This window comes from Pseudomonas sp. P129 (assembly GCF_020312195.1).
Classification (GTDB): domain Bacteria; phylum Pseudomonadota; class Gammaproteobacteria; order Pseudomonadales; family Pseudomonadaceae; genus Aquipseudomonas; species Aquipseudomonas fragariae.
Window position 1 is genome coordinate 962,756 of sequence record NZ_JAGPYS010000001.1, and the last position, 15,204, is coordinate 977,959.

At 61.7% G+C, this 15,204-nt stretch carries 11 protein-coding genes; 5 read left to right on the forward strand and 6 right to left on the reverse strand.

What is annotated here, in order from left to right; translation table 11 throughout:
• Nucleotides 1–325 precede the first annotated feature (325 nt).
• Nucleotides 326–856, forward strand: coding sequence for a DUF4760 domain-containing protein (locus KBY02_RS04225; protein WP_003402541.1), 531 nt, complete (start codon nucleotides 326–328; stop codon nucleotides 854–856).
• 69 nt (nucleotides 857–925) lie between these two features.
• Here KBY02_RS04225 and KBY02_RS04230 read toward each other — a convergent pair whose 3' ends face one another.
• From KBY02_RS04230 to mnmC, 4 genes are all read right to left on the reverse strand, one after another.
• Entirely contained in the window at nucleotides 926–2,005 is a 1,080-nt protein-coding gene (locus tag KBY02_RS04230; protein ID WP_116887035.1) for a lipocalin-like domain-containing protein, read from the reverse strand.
• A complete protein-coding gene (locus KBY02_RS04235) occupies nucleotides 1,995–4,475 on the reverse strand; it encodes an ABC transporter permease (RefSeq protein WP_225649881.1) in 2,481 nt (826 codons plus the stop codon). Before KBY02_RS04235 ends, KBY02_RS04230 begins: the two co-directional genes overlap by 11 nt.
• Before the next feature lies 1 nt (nucleotide 4,476).
• Nucleotides 4,477–5,145 (reverse strand): ABC transporter ATP-binding protein, encoded by a 669-nt coding sequence (locus tag KBY02_RS04240; protein WP_003402544.1) that lies wholly within the window; start codon nucleotides 5,143–5,145, stop codon nucleotides 4,477–4,479.
• A 202-nt stretch (nucleotides 5,146–5,347) separates the two neighbouring features.
• A complete protein-coding gene (gene mnmC, locus KBY02_RS04245; protein WP_225649883.1) occupies nucleotides 5,348–7,345 on the reverse strand; it encodes a bifunctional tRNA (5-methylaminomethyl-2-thiouridine)(34)-methyltransferase MnmD/FAD-dependent 5-carboxymethylaminomethyl-2-thiouridine(34) oxidoreductase MnmC in 1,998 nt (665 codons plus the stop codon).
• Between the two features lie 148 nt (nucleotides 7,346–7,493).
• On the opposite strand from mnmC, the gene pap reads away from it, so the two are divergent.
• Entirely contained in the window at nucleotides 7,494–8,990 is a 1,497-nt protein-coding gene (pap, locus tag KBY02_RS04250) for a polyphosphate:AMP phosphotransferase (protein WP_024639721.1), read from the forward strand.
• Between the two features lie 38 nt (nucleotides 8,991–9,028).
• Here the strand turns inward: pap and KBY02_RS04255 are convergent, their stop codons facing one another.
• Nucleotides 9,029–9,442, reverse strand: a complete 414-nt coding sequence (locus tag KBY02_RS04255) for a YbaN family protein (protein ID WP_032653451.1) — start codon at nucleotides 9,440–9,442, stop codon at nucleotides 9,029–9,031.
• A gap of 10 nt (nucleotides 9,443–9,452) precedes the next feature.
• Complete coding sequence (locus KBY02_RS04260) at nucleotides 9,453–10,040, reverse strand: YecA family protein (RefSeq protein WP_003314545.1); 588 nt, start codon at nucleotides 10,038–10,040, stop codon at nucleotides 9,453–9,455.
• A gap of 177 nt (nucleotides 10,041–10,217) precedes the next feature.
• Here KBY02_RS04260 and recQ point away from each other — a divergent pair, with 177 nt between their 5' ends.
• The 3 genes from recQ to KBY02_RS04275 all read left to right on the forward strand — a co-directional run bounded on the left by recQ (nucleotide 10,218) and on the right by KBY02_RS04275 (nucleotide 15,190).
• Nucleotides 10,218–12,347 (forward strand): DNA helicase RecQ, encoded by a 2,130-nt coding sequence (recQ, locus tag KBY02_RS04265; RefSeq protein WP_003402551.1) that lies wholly within the window; start codon nucleotides 10,218–10,220, stop codon nucleotides 12,345–12,347.
• Between the two features lie 93 nt (nucleotides 12,348–12,440).
• Complete coding sequence (locus tag KBY02_RS04270) at nucleotides 12,441–12,875, forward strand: MarR family transcriptional regulator (protein WP_003363288.1); 435 nt, start codon at nucleotides 12,441–12,443, stop codon at nucleotides 12,873–12,875.
• A gap of 95 nt (nucleotides 12,876–12,970) precedes the next feature.
• Nucleotides 12,971–15,190, forward strand: a complete 2,220-nt coding sequence (locus KBY02_RS04275; protein ID WP_225649887.1) for a FimV/HubP family polar landmark protein — start codon at nucleotides 12,971–12,973, stop codon at nucleotides 15,188–15,190.
• Nucleotides 15,191–15,204: the final 14 nt, after the last annotated feature.

A 15,204-nucleotide genomic window follows, 5' to 3' on the forward strand; every position in this document is an offset into this window, starting at 1 on the left:
TATAAGCGTTTGTTTTCAGCTGGTTGGGTGCTTGCTTCTGGAATTGATGCTTTCACTGGGTTGGGGTTGCTGTCGTGCTTACCGCACCCGCTTTAGGGCGGATTTTTCTGACATGTAAAGCGGATTCGGCTCATTGACGGTGATGTTTGCAGCACGCTAGTTTGGGGCACATGAAAGCACGTCAACTCACTCGGCATACATAAAGGGGTATCGATATGAACAAGCACGTCGCACAGGCTTGCGAAGAGTACGAAGGCTTTTAAACTCGTTCAGGAATTTCAAATGGAGCCCCGATCGGTCTCCATTTTTTTATGAGAAAAATCATATGGATATGTGTCTGGCTCTGGCCGAGCTGTTGGCAAAAGAAGCTCTGCGCAATGTTCTCCTGTTCTGCGGAGTGCTCACTGCAATCGTTTCGATGTACATGGTGCTGGCGACTGCAAAGAAGAAACAGACCGCAGACCTGTTATTTGGGTGCCGGCTGGATGAGCAGTTGCAACTGGGTAACGCGCGCATCGCCGCCATGCATGATGCCCAGTCGCCGATGAAGGATTTGCTTTTGTCCTGCAACGAGGCTGATCGCAAGGAAAAGGAAGCGGTCAAGTACGTGCTGAACCATTGGGAGCGAGTGGCCGTTGGTATTGTTCAAGGGATCTACCACGAGGAAATGCTGCGCCAGTCCAACCATTCAAATGTCGTGAGCCTGTACAAGAAAGCCAAGCCCTTTATAGACGCGGTGCGTTACAAGGAGCAGAAGGACACGTTTTACAGACATTTTGAAAAAATGGCTTTGTCTTGGGATGAGCGTCCTCTGAAAAACCTGAGCACATGGCCCTATTTCAAAAAGTCAGCCTGAGGTGCGTCGGTGGTTGTCCCCGCGCCAACAGGTGTTTCGAATTGAAGGCGCAACTGCCAGCAGACCCGCTCAATACCCGGTCATCTCCAGATACCCCACGCCTTCCTGACTCCCGCTGAACCTCACCGGCCCCTCCCAGTAGGGGATACTCACGCCCATCCAGGCAGCAGGGTTCAGCGCTTCGCTGGTGATGTCCAGATTCCGGTCGGGGACCCTGACTCTCCAGCGGGTGGGCACTTTATGCTCGCCGATCGAGGTTTCTTTCAGTGGCTCAAGGCTGATCTCGTTGGCGTGCAGCATCCGGGTGGTGCCGTCGGCGCTGATCCAGTTACCGGTCAGGTAGGGGGCAGTGCTCTTGTGGCGGATGCGATAGAGCATCAGGCGATCACCGTCTGCCAGTTGCAGCGAAAACCAGTCCCAGCCGCTCTGGTTGGCGGTCAGTGGCTGACTGCTCCATTCGCGGTCCAGCCACGCTTTACCGGTGACCTGATGTGTTTTGCCCTCAATGACCACGCTGCCTTTGGCGTCGAAGAATGGCTGGCTGTAGTAGTACGACGCCTGGCCCGCCTCCGATTTCTGGCTGTAGCCCTGTTCACCCTGCAGCACCAGCGGCTTGCTGGATGTCAGGTTCAGGTTGTAGCGGAAGTCCTTGCCGCTGGCCTTCAGTTGCATGGCCGCTAGCGGATCACCGCTGCGGACATGGCTGGTAAATGCCCAGTCATCAATCCACGCCGAGAAGGGCGCCAGCGTCACGTCGGCCTGACCGATGCCGCCGCGCGCGTAACGCTCCGCCACATAATGACCGCTGCTAGAAGTCGCCGCTGCATGGCCCAGCCAGATCGTGCCGTCATTCCAGCCGCTGCCGGTCTGTTGGCCGGGGCGTAGGGCATTGCGAAACAGGGTCCATTGCACGCCGAACTGCTGGCCCGCGTCATCCTTGAGGGTGGCGGTGATGTACCACCACTCGATCCGAAAGCCGGGGTGCTGGCCGTGGTCCTGCGGGAATGAAAAAACCTTGCCGGGTGTCACCTGCGCATAGCTGTCGGCCGTATTGCCCAGACCGGCGAAACCGCTTTCAGGTTGCGGTTTGTCGTCGCAGGCAGTGAGCAGCACGACGATGACCAGCGGCACCAGCCATTTACGGTTCATTGGCGAATGTCCTGAGTAGGTCCGCTGGACGGCTGCGGTACAGTTTCAGCAGTGGCCAGGCCGAGGCCAGCAAAGTCGCCAGCATCGCCAGCGCCATCAATTGCAGCAGTTGCAGCGGGAACACCTGCAGCGGCAGGCGCCAGCCAAAGGCTCGAACGTTGATCACCGCATCCAGGCACCAGGCCAGCAGCAGCCCGAGTGGCAGCGCGAGCACCAGTGTCAGGACCGCCAGCAGCCAGGTCTGTCCCAGGTTGAGCAGCATCAATTGCCCTCGAGTGACCCCCAGCGCCCACAACGGGGCGAGCTGCCCGAGGCGGCTCTGGCTTTGAGTCAGCAAGCTGATGAACAGCGCCACGCCAGCCACGCCCAATGTCAGGCTGTTGAGTGCGGCCGTGGCGGCAAACGTACGTTCAAAGACCTGGCTCGACCAACCCTTGAGCTGGCTCTGATCGATGATGTGATTATCGTCCAGCTTGAAACGCGCTTGCAGCCGGGTGACCAGCGACGGGATTGCCGCCTGATCGACCCTCAGGTTGAAACGCACCGGCATCGATTGCGGCCAGTGTGCGAGCAGGTGTTTTTCATTGACCAGCAGATGGCCCTTCGGATTGCCATAGTCGGCATAGATCCCGACGATGCGCGGGGTCCACTTGCCATTGGGCACCGGGATGCTCAGCGTATCTTGCAGCCCCAGTTGGAGGCGGCGTGCCAATTGTTCGCTGAGCATGACCGTGTCTTCATCGCGCAAAACATCCCACGGATCACCGGCGACGGATTCCAGAAGCGCCCAGTGCTGGCGATAGATGCTGTGATCGATCACGCCAAACAGGTCCGCAGGCCAGCCCTGGACTTGCACCGGCACCTGCCAGTTGGGCAGCACGGCGCTGATATCCGGTTGCTGGTTCAGCCAGGTGTTCAGCGGCCCGGCCTGCTCGGGGTTCTGCGGGCTGACATACAATTCGGCCGTCAGGCGTTGCTCCAGCCAACTGTTGAACGTCTGGCGAAAACCCGAGGTCATGCTGCCTGCGCCGATGTTCGCGGCCATTGCCAGCAACAGGGCCATCAGCGCCAGACTCAGGGCGGGCAGCTGTTGACGGCAATCCGCCACAAACCATTGCCCGAGCACCGAGCGGCTGCGCTTCAACAGACCGCCAAGCATGGCGTCCAGCAAAACCGGCAGGGCCAGCGCGGCACTGAGCAGCAGGGCGGACATCATCACAAACCCCAGCATCAGGCTGGTGCCGAACAACAGCGCACTCACGCCAACCACCGCGCCCAGCACCGCCACCCACGCCTGGCGCTGCAACCATTGCGCGTGGGCTTGCTGCCATGCCTGGGCATCGGCCAGCGCCAGCAACGGCAAACGCGCAGCTCGCAACAGGCTGTTGGCACCGGCCAGCAACGCGCCAAGCAGACCCAGGCCGATACCGCTCAGCCACCACCACAGACTGAGGTTCAACTGGCCGGCGACTTCCGCGCCGTACAAGCCGCGCAGGCTGGCCGCTACATCCGGCAATAACAGGCTGGCCAGCAAGTAGCCGCTGACGACACCAAAAACACCGCCCAACAGCGCCAGTGCCCCAAGTTCTACGCCCAGCGCAGCTATCAACAGACGTGCGCTGACGCCACAGGCACGCAGGTTGCGCAGCAGGCCGCGACGCTGTTCAAGAGCCAGGCCAATGGCGGCGTGGACAATGAACAGACCGACGATGAAGGACAGCACCCCGAGTGCGTTCAGGTTCAGGTGGAAGCTTTCGGTGAGGCGCTCCAGATTGTTTTCTTCGCCGCTTTTCTTGATCACCAGCAGGTCATTCAGGGCTGCCGGCAGCACGGGGTTCTGCCGGGCAAAATCCTTGGCCAGCAGCATTTCGGACAACTGCCCCGACTGGCCCAGCAACGGTTGCGCAAAGCCTATGTCAGTCAGCAAAACGCCAGGCGCCATGTCGGGTTTGGCGCGCAAGGGGGGCAGCGCGACGCCGGTTTCGGTCAGCGGCTGCTGGCCTTCCTCAAGCCCCAGCGCTTGCAGGGTCTGCGGTGCAATCCAGGTCATACCCGGCGGTGTGAGGAAGTCCACGACCTGTTCGGCGTTCAGCGTCTGCCCGGCCAGTGCCGAGCCGGTCGGCAAGGTCACCGGCTCGATACCCATCAGTTGCAGGCGACGGTCTTCGCGCCCTTGAAGCACGATGCGGCCTTGCAGCATGGGCGACACGGGCCAGCCTTCACGGCGCAGCTCGATAAATAACGCCTGCGGGAACAGCCCGCCGCTGCTGGCGGTGATACGGGTCTGCGGCTCGCCGCCAATCAGCTGGCTGGCGCGCTGGTAGCTTTCTCGCGCCTGGCTATTGAGCGCCTGCACACCGGTGAGCAGCGCGGTAGCCAGCCACAAACCGGTCAATACACTGAAAAACTGCACCGGATGACGGCGCCAATGACTCAGCAGGGCGCGCAGCGTCCAGTAGAAAACCCGCATCTCAACGCTCGCCTTCGTCAGCCAGACGGCCCAGATGCAGCACCACTTTACGCGACAACCGCTGCGCGACGCGCGGGCTGTGGGTGACCATCAGCAGGCTGGTAGGGCTGTCGGCGAGGATATCCAGCAGCAGTTGCAGTACCTCGTCGCTGGTGGCTTCGTCGAGATTGCCGGTGGGTTCGTCAGCCAGCAGCAGGCCGGGTCGGGAGGCGAGGGCGCGGCCTATCGCTACACGCTGCTGCTGTCCGCCGGAGAGTTGTTCGGGGTAGCGATCCAGCAAAGCCCCCAGACCCAGGCGCTCGATCAAATGCGCCTGCCAATCCGCATCAACACGCCCGGCCAAGCGTGCCTGAAACGCCAGGTTGTCGGCTATTTTCAGGCTGCCGATCAGGTTGAACTGCTGAAACACCAGACCGATTTCGGTACGCCGCCAGTTGGCCAGCTGGCTTTCGTTCATCAGGTCCAGACGCTGGCCTGCGACCTCGATGCTGCCATCGTCGACCTGATCCAGGCCTGCCACCAGATGCAGCAAGGTGCTCTTGCCACTGCCGGATTCACCCATCAACGCCAGGCTTTCGCCCTGTGCCAGATGCAGATCGACACCACGCAAGACATCCAGCGGTCCCTGTGCCGTGGTGTAGCGCTTGAATACGTTTCGCACTTGCAGCATGAGCGGCCCAATTGTTCTGACAGACGCTCAAGAGTAGCGCCTGAGCGTGCTCGTAGGAAATATCGTGCGACGCTCCGCGTCGGCATGCCGTTCAGGACGCTCTGCGTCCTCTTTTCGACGCAGAGCGTCGAGAGCTGCATTCCACTGGAGCGTAGGGAACGCTAATCTCAACTGTCGTGCAAGCGAGGATGATCTGCGGGTTTCAGTGCCCGACAGTCTGTTTCCCCTTGCCGCGAATCAGCCCGCGCAGGGCAAAGCGGTTGGGGTGGCAGGCCTCGGCGACGCTGCGTGGCAGGGGCAGTGGTTCGTTGTCGAGCCAGGCGGCGATCAGTTCGCCACACAGCGGCGCAGTGATAAGGCCGCGCGAACCGTGGCCGCTGTTAACGTACAGGCCATCCAGCCACGGGCAGGTGATGTCCGGCACCTGACGCGCATCCTTGCCCAGCGCGGCATAGGCTTGCATGAACGCCTCGCGATCGGCCAGCGGCCCGACGATGGGCAGGTAATCCGGGCTGGTGCAGCGAAACGCCGCGCGTCCCTGCAATTGCTCGGGCGACAAATCGGCGGTATCGAGGCGCGAAGTGAGGTCTTCCGAAATCTCCCGCAACAGCCCCAGATTGTCCAGGTGATCGGCCAGGTTTGGCGTCAGATCAGTGCTGTTGAAGTCAAAACTCGCCCCGAGCGTATGCTCGCCCAGACGCGCCGGAGCCACATAACCCTCGGCGCACACCACGCTGCGCAATGCCGTGCTGGCCTGAGTCTGTGGCAGGCGGGTGATCTGCCCGCGAATGCGCTTGAGCGGCAAGTCGGCGCTCTGCGAAAACTGCTGGATATCAGCTGCACCGGCCAACACCACGACCGGAGCGCTGTCGATCAACTGTTCGTGACTCCAGACCTGCCACTGATCATCGACACGTCTCAGCTCCAGCGCCTGCTGATGAGCGATCAGGCGGATATTGGCGTGCTCAGCCTGTGCGTGACACAACGCAGGCGGATGAACCCAGCCGCCTTCGGGATAAAACAGCCCGCCACTGTTCAGTGCAACGCCGCTTTGTGCTTCGGCGGCAGGCTTGTCCAGCAGGTGCAGAAGTGATTCAGGGAAGGCATCGGCCAGTTGTTTCTGGCGCAGCGCTTCCTTGTCATCGAAGGTCAGTTGCAGCACCCCGCAAGCGTCCCAGTCGACCCCGCGCTGCAAGCGTTCAAGCAGCCTTCGCGTATGGCCAAAACCGCTGAGGATCAACTGTGACAGCGCGGTACCGTGCGCCGACAGTTTCAAATACAGCACGCCTTGCGGATTACCCGACGCTTCCTGCGCCGGTGCGGCGTGGCGCTCCAGCAGGCTGACCTGCCAGCCGCGTTGCGCCAGACTCTGCGCCGTGGCGCAGCCGGCCAGACCCGCGCCAATCACCAGCGCTTTACGCTCGCCGCCAATCGGCGCTGGGCGGGCGAACCATGGCTTGGCAGCGGGCGGATGCGCCACGTCCTCTGGCCAGGCGATAAACGTGCCACGCAGCACTTCCCATTTGTGGCCGATGCCCGGCACGCGCTTCATCTTGAAACCTGCCGCATTCAGCGAGCGGCGCACCCAGCCGGTGCTGGTAAACGTACCAATCGTGGTGCTCGATGTGGACAGGCGCGCCAGTTCGGCGAACAGCTCGGGGGTCCACATTTCCGGGTTTTTCGCTGGCGCAAAACCGTCGAGAAACCACGCGTCCATCTGCCCGTCCAGTTGCGGCAGCATCTGCAGTGCATCGCCGATCAGCAGCGTCAGGGTCACGCGGCCGCCGGCGAACACCAGACGCTGAAAGCCTTCGTGCACAGCCACATATTGATCGAGCAGTTGACCCGCGAACGGCGACAGCTCGGGCCACAACGCCAGGGCACGCTGCAGGTCGGCGTGGCTCAACGGATACTTCTCGACGCTGACGAACTGCAGGCGTGCATTGGCGGGCGCGCACTCGTCGAACAACTGCCAGGCGCAGAGAAAATTCAGCCCGGTGCCAAATCCGGTCTCGCCAATGATCAGCCTGCCGCCGTCCGGCAACTCGGTAAAGCGCCGGCGCAGGTCGTTCTGCACCAGAAACACATGGCGCGTTTCGTCCAGGCCGGATTCGGTGGAAAAGTACACGTCGGAGAAGTCGCGGGAACGCGGGTTGCCGTGTTCGTCCCAGTCGATCTGGGCGTGGCGGGTAATGGTCATGTCGGGCTCAGCGGAGGCAGTGGCGGCATTTTAGCCGTCTGCGCAGAGAAAAGTGCTATCAAGGTTGTGTGGATTGACCGATGCCGGTCATCAATGGTCACAATCTGCATCAGGCGTTCTCTGAGCCAACATCAATCAGGAGCTGTGCATGTTTGAATCCGCTGAAATCGGTCATGCCATTGACGATGAGACTTACGAGGCTGCGTTGCCGCAACTGCGCGAAGCGTTGCTGGAAGCGCAGATAGACCTTCATGAGCAGGCCGGTCGCCAGATCATCGTGCTGATCAACGGCATAGAAGGCGCAGGCAAGGGCGAGACCGTCAAGCTGCTCAGCGAGTGGATGGACCCGCGTCTGATCGAGGTACGCACCTTCGATCAGCAGACCGACGAGGAGCTCGCTCATCCGCCCGTCTGGCGCTACTGGCGGCAATTGCCGGCCAAGGGCCGCATGGGTATCTTCTTCGGCAACTGGTACAGCCAGATGCTCCAGGACAGGGTTCACGGGCGCTTCAAGGACGCCGTTCTCGACCAAGCCATCAGCGGTGCCGAACGTCTGGAAAAGATGCTTTGCGATGAAGGCGCGCTGATCTTCAAATTCTGGTTTCACCTGTCCAAAAAACAGATGAAGCTGCGCCTCAAGACCCTCAAGGACGATCCGCTGCACAGCTGGCGCATCAGCCCGCTGGACTGGCAGCAGTCCAAGACCTACGACAAGTTCGTGCGCTTCGGCGAACGGGTCCTGCGCCGTACCAGCCGCGAGTATGCGCCCTGGCATGTGATCGAGGGGGTGGACGCAAACTACCGCAGCCTGACCGTCGGCCGCCTGTTGCTGGAAGGCATGCAGGCCGCGCTGAACAAGGCCGAACCCGAGACCGCGGCGCTGACGGTCGGGCCGCTGGCGATTCACAGTAACGAGCTGACCCTGCTCGACAGCCTCGACCTGAGCCTGAACCTGAGCAAGGACGACTATCAGCAACAGTTGATCACCGAGCAGGCGCGGCTGTCCGGCAACATGCGCGACAAGCGCATGAAAAGCCACGCGCTGCTGGCAGTGTTCGAAGGCAACGACGCGGCAGGCAAGGGCGGTGCGATCCGACGTGTGGCGGCGGCGCTGGACCCGCGGCAATACGCCATCGTGCCGATCGCCGCGCCCACCCAGGACGAGCGCGCGCAACCGTATCTGTGGCGTTTCTGGCGGCAGATACCGGCGCGCGGCAAATTCACCATCTTCGATCGCTCGTGGTACGGCCGCGTGCTGGTCGAGCGGGTCGAGGGTTTTTGCAGCGAGTCGGACTGGAAGCGCGCCTACTCGGAAATCAATGACTTCGAAGAGCAACTCACCGACGCGGGCGTTGTGGTGGTCAAGTTCTGGCTGGCCATCGACCAGCAGACCCAGCTGGAACGCTTCAAGGAGCGCGAAAAGATCCCGTTCAAGCGCTACAAGATCACTGAAGACGACTGGCGCAACCGTAAGAAGTGGCCTGACTACCGCCAGGCAGTCGGCGACATGGTGGATCGTACCAGCACCGAAATCGCGCCGTGGACATTGATCGAGGCCAACGACAAACGCTGGGCCAGGGTCAAGGTGTTGCGCACCCTCAACGAAGCGCTGGAAGCGGCGTTCGCCAGGGACAAAAAGAAGTGACGGTCTGAGTGTTGCGGTGGCGTCCGCCTGGGGCGGCGCTACCTTGTACGATCGCCCGGCGCTCGCGTCTTCTGCCTGAGAATATAGAGCGTCACCAGCACTGCGCTGGTCAGCATGAAGACGCGTGCCCAGGGTGAGGGCACCAGGTAGCAGGACAGGCTGATGCTGAGCCACATCAGGCCGATGGCGTACACCTTGCCCTTGAGCGGGATGCCGTTGCCTTCGAGGTAATCACGAACCCACGGACCGAGTTGCGGGTGGTTGACCAGCCAGTCGTAGAAGCGCGGAGAGCTGCGCGCGAAACAGGCAGCGGCCAGCAGCAGAAAAGGCGTGGTGGGCAGCACGGGCAGGAAGATGCCGATGACACCCAGCACCACGCTCAGCCAGCCAATCGCTACAAGCAGATAGCGCACCGACTTATGACGGCTGGTGCGCGGTGAACCTTGCGCCATAGGCGCCGACTCAGTGATGGCGGGGCTTGAGGATCGCCGGCTTTTCGTCCGGTGCCTGGCAGAGCAGGTACAGGGCGGTCAGCGCTTCGGGGATCTGCACGATCATGTCGTCCATCAGGTTGGCGTCCTGGGCGATGTCGGCGAACTCCGGCTGCTCGTCGAACAGGCCCGAACCGACCATGATCGGCAGGAGCATTTCGCTGACTTCTTCCTCGGCACTTTCGAACCAGGCGTTTTCACGCAGGAACACGCCTTCCATGAAACCGATGCACCAGCCGCGCAGATCGGAATCATCCGGGTCGTCGCCCAGATCCAGATCGCAGGGCAGCTCGAACTCTTCGTCCGAAGCCAGCTGGCGGGCAATGTGTGCCTTGAGGGCGATCAGCGTCGCTTCGACTTCTGTCTGTTGCGCTTCGCTGGAGTACTGCGGCGGCTCGGAGAACAGCGCGTCGATCCACTCGCGTTCCGGCACCTCTTCAGCGCAGATGGACAGGGCGGTCAGGTAGCCATGCGCGGCCACGTAGTCCAGTGCTTCTTCGTGCAGTTCATCTGCATCGAGGAAGACTTGCAGGCGGGTTAATTGCTCAGCGAAGGACATGGAAGCGCTACCTTGAAAATAAACGATGCTGGATTCTAGGCCCTGAGCGTCCGTGGCGCCAGCGCGCAGGCCAATTGCAGTTAATTTCGACCGCTCATGTCCCAGTCATCCATTGCTCCCGAGTGCTCGGGTATACTCCCCCGTTTTGCAGTGCAGCAGGATATTCCGGGGTTTTTTATGCTTGAGCAGGCACAACGCGTACTTAAAGACATCTTCGGTTACGACAGCTTTCGTGGTCGCCAGGGTGCCATTATTGAGCGTGTAGCCAGCGGTGGTGATGCGCTGGTGCTGATGCCCACCGGTGGCGGCAAGTCCCTGTGTTTTCAGGTGCCGGGGCTGTTGCGTGACGGGCTGTGCGTGGTCGTGTCGCCACTCATCGCGCTGATGGACGACCAGGTTGCCACGCTGGATGAGCTGGGCGTGTCGGCCGCTGCACTCAACTCGACCCTCAGCGCCGAGCAGCAGCGCGACCTGGCCAACCGCATTCGTCTGGGCGAAGTCAAAATGCTCTACCTCGCCCCGGAGCGCCTGGTCCAGCCGCGCATGCTGTCATTCCTGCAAAACCTCAAGATCGCCCTGTTTGCCATCGACGAAGCGCACTGCGTGTCGCAATGGGGCCATGACTTCCGCCCTGAATACCTGCAACTGGGGCAACTCGCCGAGCTGTTTCCAGAGGTGCCGCGCATCGCGCTGACCGCCACCGCCGACAAGCGCACCCGTGAAGAAATCGTCACGCGTCTGCACCTGCAGAACGCCGAGCGCTTTCTGTCGAGCTTCGACCGGCCCAACATCTTCTATCGCATCGTGCCCAAGGAACAGCCGCGCAAGCAACTGCTGGCGTTTCTTTCCGAGCGCCGCAGCGACGCCGGTATCGTCTATTGCCTGTCGCGCAAGAAGGTCGATGAGGTCGCCGTATTCCTGAGTGACAACGGCTATCCCGCGCTGCCTTATCACGCCGGTCTGCCGTCCGAAACCCGGGCGGCCAACCAGAAGCGCTTTCTCAACGAGGAAGGGCTGATCATGGTTGCCACCATCGCGTTCGGCATGGGCATCGACAAGCCCAACGTGCGTTTTGTCGCGCACATGGACCTGCCCAAATCGCTTGAGGCTTATTATCAGGAAACCGGCCGGGCAGGGCGTGACGGTCTGCCCGCCGATGCCTGGATGGCCTACGGTCTGCAAGACGTGCTGATGCTCAAGCAGATGCTGCAGAACTCCGAAGGCGACGAGCGCCACAAACGGCTGGAGCAGCACAAGCTCGATGCCATGCTGGCCCTGTGCGAAGAAACCCGTTGCCGTCGGCAGACCCTGCTGGCCTATTTCGACGAAGACATGCCCAACCCGTGCGGCCATTGCGACAACTGCGTCGATGGCGTGCAAACCTGGGATGCCACCGAACCTGCGCGTCAGGCGCTGTCGGCCATCTACCGTACCGGCCAGCGTTATGGCGTCGGTCATCTGGTTGACGTGTTGCTCGGCAAGTCCAACGACAAGGTGGAGAGCTTCGGTCATCAGCACCTGTCGGTGTTCGGGGTCGGCAAGGCGCGCACCGAGTCCGAGTGGCGCTCGCTGTTCCGCCAGCTGGTTGCGCGCGGTCTGGCGGACATCGACCTTGAAGGCTATGGCGGCCTGCGCCTCAGCGAGACGTGCCGCCCTTTGCTGCGGGGCGAAGTTTCTCTGGAACTGCGCCAGGACCTCAAGCCACAAACCACGTCGAGAAGCAGTTCCGGCAGCCCGGCCAGTCAACTGGTGCGTGGCGAAGAGCGCGAGCAGTGGGAAGCCCTGCGCGCGCTGCGCCGCAAGCTGGCCGAAGAGCACGGCGTGCCGCCCTACGTTATTTTTCCGGACTCGACCCTTCTGGAAATGCTGCGCAGCAAACCCGGATCGATGGCCGAGATGGCCAAGGTCAGTGGCGTCGGTGCGCGCAAGCTGGAGCGTTATGGCGAAGCCTTTCTCGAAGTGCTCAGCGGCAAGGCCGAGGCACCACGGGTGGTCGCCGATGTGCGTCACGAACTGATCAGCCTGGCGCGCGCGGGTATGACCCCGACGCAGATCGCCGGTCAGTTGCAGTGCTCGGAAAAGAATGTCTACACCCTGCTGGCCGAAGCCATCGGCAAGCAGCAGTTATCCATCGAGCAGGCGCTGGACTTGCCGGAGGACCTGCTGGGTGAGGTGCAGGACGCCTTTCTCGACGGCGAAGGCGAACTGCCGCCGGTGTCGGCGATTGCCGAGCAGTTTGCCGGGCGGGTGCCTGAGGGTGTTTTGTATTGCGTGCGTGCAGCGCTGCAATCGGAGTTTGAGGTATAACGGCGTGCGACGGAGCGTCACCGTCCCGTGCTTGCCTGAACATAAGGACCATGCTTAGCTCGCTAATAATTAGTTTGAATCACGAGTTTCCTTATGCCAATGACTGATGAACATCGTTTCGGGATGCAGCTCGGACACCTCACGCGAGGCTGGCGTGCCGAGCTGGATCGTCGGCTGGCCGATCTTGGCCTGTCCCAGGCCCGCTGGCTGGTTTTGCTGCACCTCGCGCGCTTTACCGAACCGCCCACCCAGCGCGAGCTGGCTCAAAGCGTTGGCGTAGAAGGCCCCACCCTGGCGCGTTTGCTCGACAGTCTTGAAAAACAGGGCCTGGTGCAGCGTCAGGCAGTGCTCGAAGATCGCCGTGCGAAAAAGATCCTGCTCAGTGACACGGCATTGCCCCTGATCGAAAAAATTGAAAACATCGCCAATGTATTGCGTATCGAGTTGTTCGAGGGCGTGAGCGAGGAGGATTTGCGCGTCAGCATGCGCGTGCATTCGCAGATTCTGGCCAATCTGGAAAGATCCTGAGACGAAGCTGCGCATTCTCAACCATAATCGTTAAACGGATACTGACGTCCATCTGATTACGTGAGAAGCCTGCCGTGGTTTCCATAAGGGTTCGCATGCTGAAGAGTTCACTGGCTGCTGTCGAAGGTGCAGGTCGCAAGGCGCGCGAGGCGTTTGGCAAGGGCGTGTTGGCGGTTTCGTTGCTGACCTGCTCCACGCTGGCGTCGGCGTTGGGCCTGGGTGAAATCACCTTGCATTCGGCGCTCAACCAGCCGTTGGATGCCGAGATTCAGCTGTTGGAAACCGGCGGTCTGAGCAATGAAGACGTGGTCGCCCGGCTCGCTTCGCCCGAAGCGTTCGCCAAAGCAGGCATGGAACGCGTGTTCTTTCTCAATGATCTGCGCTTCACGCCGGTACTGCGTGGTGACCGCGGCGTGATCCGGGTGGTGTCCAGCAAGCCGGTCACCGAACCCTACCTGAGTTTTCTCGTTCAGCTGGCGCGGCCGAATGGCGATTTGCTGCACGAATACACCTTGCTGCTCGATCCTGCCACCTCGGCGCAAGGCCTGGCCGCCACGCGCAGCCGCAACCAGCAGCGCTCGGCCAGCTCCGCCTCGGAAAGCCGCATGCCGGTCGCGCCACCGGCGGCCGTGCAGGGCAAACACTATACGGTGGCCAGTGGCGACACGCTGAATGGTATCGCCAGCCGCTTGCAGGGACCGGGCAACAAGGTGTCGGCCAGCCAGCTGGCGGACGGCATTCGTTCGCTCAACCCGCAGGTCTTCGCCGCAGGTGCCGGCTCTGCGCTCAAAGTCGGCCAGGACCTGTTGCTGCCGGACGCCGCAGTGCTGCCAACCGCCGCAGCGCCTGCCGCAAGCGCTGCGGCGCCGTCGCCAAAGCCTGCCGAACTGCAGCGCACCGCCGAGCAGTTGTCGGCTGCTGCCATCGAAAACCAGCAATTGACTCAGTCGCTGGAGGCGCTCAAGGCCCAGACTCAGGAACTGCAAGAGCAGATGAGCGGCAAGGACAAACAGATCATTGCTTTGCGCAGCGATCTGGCCACGGCGCAATCCGCCGCTACGCCAGCTGTACCTGCACCTGCAACAACCACACCTGCACCCGCCACGCCGGTAGCTGCGCCTGCCGCTCCTGCGCAACCTGTTGCTGCGTCGGGCAGCGATTCCTTCCTGAGCCTGCCGATATTGCTCGCTGCAGTATTGATTGTGCTGCTGCTGGTGGCGTTTGCTTATTCGAAACGACGTCAGCAGCGTATGGAGTCCGGAGCGTCCGCTATCAGCCCGGATGATCCGTTGATCAAGCCCGCTCAGGCCGCCATGCTGCCGGTGTTCGAAGTGCCTGCCGTGGCACCGCAGCCCGTGGCACAGAGCCCGTCGACACCGCCTCCGGCCAAGCCATCGCCAGCACAACGTTCCGCTGGCTCTGCCCCGGATGCGCTGGACGGCGTGAGCATTTACATCGCCTACGGACGCTTCACCGAGGCGATGGGTATTCTGCGCAGCGCCCTGGAAACCCAGCCTGAGCGTGATGACATTCGCATCCGCCTGCTGGAGTTGCTCGCTGAACAGGGCGACGGCAGCGGTTTCGTTCGCGAAGAACAGGCCGCGCTGGAGCATGGCGTCGACCCGCAGACCATTCAGGACATCCGCGATCGCTTCCCGCAACTCAAGGCTGCCGAGGTCGCTCCCTTGGCGGCAATCGTCCCGGCTGCCGCGGTGGCAGCCAGCACACTGTCGTTCGAGAAATCCGAGCCCGAGCCTTCGCGCTACCTGCAGCCCGAGCCTGAGCCAGAACCCGCCGCGCAGCTGGATGAAAGCGCCGCTGCGGCGCTGAATCCGCAGCCCGCCGACGAGTTTCAGTTGAACCTGGATGACCTGTCGATGGACGCCGATTGGGACCTGGTCGACCCGTTCGACAGCCCACCGCCGCGTGCCAAGCCTGCCGCTGCGCCAGCCCCCGTTGAAGTCGATCCCGGTTTTTCTTCGGACCTGACCCAACTGCCGGAAGTCTTCGAACTCTCGGACGAACAGTTCCTCAGTGATTTCTCCGAGCCTGAGGTCGTTGAGCCTGTTGAGGTAATCGTGCCATCCGCCGCCGACGGTCTGAGTGACGATTTCCTCGACAGTTTCATGAACGATGACGCCGATTTCGACCTGCTGGACCTGGAAGAGCCGCCGCTCAGCCAGATCAATCAGGCGCAGGTGCTGATCGAGGACGGCGATCTCGAATCGGCCCGTGAAATCCTCCAGCAGATCATTGACGAGTCCGACGAAGAGCATCAGCGCATGGCGCGGGAGCTGCTGGCCAGCATCAGCTGAGCGCAGCTCTTGAG

Coding starts and splice junctions, on each gene's coding strand:
- recQ (WP_003402551.1), top strand. CDS start 10,218: ATGCTTGAGCAGGCACAACGCGTACTTAAAGACATCTTCGGTTACGAC.
- KBY02_RS04235 (WP_225649881.1), bottom strand. CDS start 4,475: ATGCGGGTTTTCTACTGGACGCTGCGCGCCCTGCTGAGTCATTGGCGC.
- KBY02_RS04260 (WP_003314545.1), bottom strand. CDS start 10,040: ATGTCCTTCGCTGAGCAATTAACCCGCCTGCAAGTCTTCCTCGATGCA.
- KBY02_RS04225 (WP_003402541.1), top strand. CDS start 326: ATGGATATGTGTCTGGCTCTGGCCGAGCTGTTGGCAAAAGAAGCTCTG.
- KBY02_RS04230 (WP_116887035.1), bottom strand. CDS start 2,005: ATGAACCGTAAATGGCTGGTGCCGCTGGTCATCGTCGTGCTGCTCACT.
- KBY02_RS04275 (WP_225649887.1), top strand. CDS start 12,971: ATGCTGAAGAGTTCACTGGCTGCTGTCGAAGGTGCAGGTCGCAAGGCG.
- KBY02_RS04255 (WP_032653451.1), bottom strand. CDS start 9,442: ATGGCGCAAGGTTCACCGCGCACCAGCCGTCATAAGTCGGTGCGCTAT.
- mnmC (WP_225649883.1), bottom strand. CDS start 7,345: ATGACCATTACCCGCCACGCCCAGATCGACTGGGACGAACACGGCAAC.
- KBY02_RS04240 (WP_003402544.1), bottom strand. CDS start 5,145: ATGCTGCAAGTGCGAAACGTATTCAAGCGCTACACCACGGCACAGGGA.
- pap (WP_024639721.1), top strand. CDS start 7,494: ATGTTTGAATCCGCTGAAATCGGTCATGCCATTGACGATGAGACTTAC.
- KBY02_RS04270 (WP_003363288.1), top strand. CDS start 12,441: ATGCCAATGACTGATGAACATCGTTTCGGGATGCAGCTCGGACACCTC.